At 67.9% G+C, this 602-nt stretch carries 1 pseudogene; it reads right to left on the bottom strand.

The window, feature by feature from the left end:
* Positions 1–447, bottom strand: a pseudogene (locus tag KUM32_RS36820) (amidophosphoribosyltransferase); the annotation flags it as partial.
* Positions 448–602: the final 155 nt, after the last annotated feature.

The raw sequence follows: 602 nt of genomic DNA, 5'->3' as shown, positions 1-602 counted from the left end.
GACCTGGGTGGCCCGACCGCCCTCGCGGGGCAGCTCGGCGACCATCTCGGCCAGATCGGCGGTGTTGACGAGGTTCCCGTTGTGGCCCAGCGCGATCGAGCCGTTCGCGGTCGCGCGGAAGGTGGGCTGCGCGTTCTCCCACACCGACGCACCGGTGGTGGAGTAGCGGGCGTGCCCCACGGCGATGTGGCCGCGGAGGGAGCCGAGGGAGGTTTCGTCGAAGACCTGAGAGACCAGGCCCATGTCCTTGAAGACGAGAATCTGGGAGCCGTTGCTCACTGCGATGCCCGCGGACTCCTGTCCACGGTGCTGCAGCGCGTACAGCCCGAAATAGGTGAGTTTGGCGACCTCTTCACCCGGAGCCCAGACACCGAAGACGCCGCAGGCGTCTTGGGGGCCCTTCTCGCCGGGAAGGAGATCGTGGCTGAGTAGTCCGTCACCACGCACAACACACACTGTACCCGCGGTCGGGGGTCAGGCGTTCGGTCGACCTTGGGAGTGGACGGTTACATTCCGTTACGGGCGAGATCTCAGGGCCCGGGCGGAGATGGCCCTGAGGCGGGCTGGATCGGGCGTGCGGTGCGGCGCGAAGGCCGTGTCGT

Source organism: Streptomyces sp. AC627_RSS907, assembly GCF_019049165.1.
The sequence above is the reverse complement of the archived record's forward strand: the minus strand, read 5'-3'. Positions and strand labels throughout refer to the sequence as shown.